A 3,127-nucleotide genomic window follows, 5' to 3' on the forward strand; every position below is an offset into this window, starting at 1 on the left:
ACCAGACCACCGGAACACCCATCGACCCGCCAGCCGGCACCATGCCGGCATCCCGGTCCGCGACCACGACCCGCGCCTGGCTGTCGGCCAGCATGAACGCGATCCGCTCACCCGGCAACCGCCCATCGATCGGCAGATAAGCCGCCCCCGCCTTCCACACACCCAAAATCGCCGTGATCATCTGCACCCCGGACGGCAGACACAACCCGACTACCGACTCCGCTCCCACCCCAGCACCACGCAGATAACCGGCCAACCGATTGGCAGCCGCGTCCACCTCCGCATAAGAGACCTCGACACCACCAGCCACCACCGCAACCGCATCCGGCGTCACGACCACCTGACGCTCGAACGACTCCACCACCCCAGCACCGACCACCACCGCCGTGTCATTCCACCGACTGACCACCAGCTCACGCTCATGAGCGTCAACCACCTCCACCGCATGCAACCGAACATCCGCAGCAGCCGTCACCTGCTCCAACACCCGGACGAACGAGGCGCCGACCTTGGCGGCCGTCGCGGCGTCGAACAAGTCCGCGGCGAGGTTCATGGACGCACGAAGCCCGGCCGGGCGGCCCTGGTCGTCGAACGTCTCTGCGACCGTCAGATGCAGGTCATAACGCGCCACCGACCCGACCGGCGCACCAATCGCTGTCGAGCCGGCGCCGACATCGACACCGGGGAGCTCCAGCATGGCGCGCTCGATGTTCTGCACAGTGAGCATCACCTGGAACAGCGGGTGACGGCCGAGCGAGCGCGTCACTGCTAGCTCCTCCACCAGCCGCTCGAACGGCACATCCTGATGCGCCAACGCGCCCAGGCTCGCCTCCCGCACCCGGGCCAGCACCTGCCGGAACTCCGGATCCCCCGACAGATCCGTACGGATCACCAACGTATTGACGAAGAACCCGACCAGATCATCCAGCGCCTCATCCGTACGCCCCGCCACCGGCGCACCCATCGGAATGTCAACACCAGCCCCCAACCGCGACAACAACACCGCCAACGCAGCCTGCAGAGCCATGAACGGAGTCACACCCTCCGCCCGAGCCAACCCCACCAACCGCTCATGCACCTCAGCCGGCACCCGCACCGGCACCCGATGCCCGCGATGACTCGCCACCGCCGGGCGCGAACGGTCGGCGGGCAGCGTCAGCTCTTCCGGCGTCCCGGCCAGCGCCTGCCGCCAGTAGTCCACCTGCGCTGACAGCAGACTCTCCGGGTCGGACTCCTCTCCGAGCAGCTCCCGCTGCCACAACGCGTAGTCCGCGTACTGCACCGGCAGCGGCTCCCACACCGGAGCCACACCGTTCAGCCTCGCCGCGTACGCGCTGGACAGGTCTCGTCCCAGCGGCGCCATCGACCAGCCGTCACCCGCGATGTGATGCACCACGACCATGAGCACCTGCTCATCAGCCGCGGTCTGGAACAACCACGCCCGGATCGGCGCCTCGGCCGACAGATCGAACGTGGAACGTCCGGCCTCCTCCACAGCCTCGGCCAGAGCCTCGCCCTCGACCTGACGCACTTCCAGATCCCAGTCGACCTCCGGCATCGGAAGAATCCGCTGGTAAGGCTCGCCATCAGCGGCCTCATAGACGGTACGCAGCGGTTCGTGACGTTCGATCACATCCCGGAAGGCAGCCTTCAACGCGGCGACATCCAGCTCACCGCTCAGCCGGATCACCTCGGGCATGTTGTACGTGGAGCTCGGACCCTCCAGGTGCTCCAGGAACCACAGCCGCCGCTGGGCGAACGACAACGGCACCCGCTCCGGACGCGCAGCCGCCCGCAGCGGCAGACGAACCCGGCCACCGCCGGCCTCAGCCAGGTAGGCCGCCACCTCCGCCACCGTCGGCGCCTCGAACAGCGTCCGCAGCGGCAACTCCACACCGAGGGTGACCCGGATACGAGACGCCAGCCGGACCGCCAGCAGGGAATGCCCGCCCAGGTCGAAGAAGCTGTCGTCGACTCCCACCGACGTCACACCCAGCACATCCGCGAAGACCGCACACAGGAGTTCTTCCTGCACCGTGGCCGGGGCGCGACCGGACCCGGTCGCGTAGGCCGGCGCGGGCAGCGCCTTGCGGTCCAGCTTCCCGTTCGGCGTCAGCGGCAACTCCGGCAACACCACCACAGCGGCGGGCACCATGTAGTCCGGCAGGCGGCCAGCCACGAAGTCCCGCAGACCAGCGACATCGGCATCAGTGCCGGCCGGCACCACGTACGCCACCAGCCGCTTGTCCCCCGGCACATCCTCACGAACGACAACCGCGACCCGAGCGACCTGCGGATGACCGTGCAGCACCGCCTCGACCTCGCCCGGCTCGATCCGGAACCCCCGGATCTTCACCTGCTCATCCGCCCGCCCCGCGAACACCAACTGCCCATCAGCAGTCCACCTCGCCAGGTCCCCGGTCCGATACATCCGCTCACCCGAACCGAACGGACACGCCACGAACCGCTCACCCGTCAACCCCGCACGACCCACATAACCACGCGCCAACCCAGCCCCGGCCACATACAGCTCACCAGCGACCCCCACCGCAACCGGAGCCAACGCCTCATCCAGCACATACAACCGGGTATTGGCGATCGGCCGACCGAACGGCACCGGACCCACACGCCCCGCATCCACCTCCGCAGCCGCCACCATCACCGTCGCCTCGGTCGGACCATAGGTGTTCACCAACCGCCGACCCGCCGACCACACCCGCGCCGCCGACTCACTGATCGCCTCCGCACCCACCAAAAGCGTCCCCACCCCAGCCAGATCCTCCGGCTCCACCACCCCCAACAACGACGGCACCACACTCGCCGCCGACACCCCCGACAACTCACCCAACCGCCGCGGCTCCGCCCGCTGCCCCTCACTCGCAATCCACAACGCCGCCCCACTCGCCAACGCCACCGCCACATCCAGCACCGACGCATCAAAACCAAACGACGCGAACTGCAACACCCCCACACCCGGCCCCGCACCCATCTCCGGCCCGAACACCGACACCAAATTCACCAACGACCCATGCCCGACCCCCACACCCTTCGGCACACCCGTCGACCCCGACGTATAAATCACATACGCCAACCCCGCCGGATCCACCCGCACAGATGGCACCGGCGC

Annotated in this window: 1 protein-coding gene; it reads right to left on the reverse strand. The window is 68.3% G+C overall.

The window, feature by feature from the left end; genetic code table 11:
- Nucleotides 1-3,121, reverse strand: a 3,121-nt coding sequence (locus ETD86_RS53515; RefSeq protein WP_342779375.1) for a condensation domain-containing protein, incomplete at its 3' end; no start/stop codon positions are given.
- Nucleotides 3,122-3,127: the final 6 nt, after the last annotated feature.

Origin of the sequence: Nonomuraea turkmeniaca, from assembly GCF_005889735.1 — a bacterium.
GTDB classification, from domain to species: Bacteria; Actinomycetota; Actinomycetes; order Streptosporangiales; family Streptosporangiaceae; genus Nonomuraea; species Nonomuraea turkmeniaca.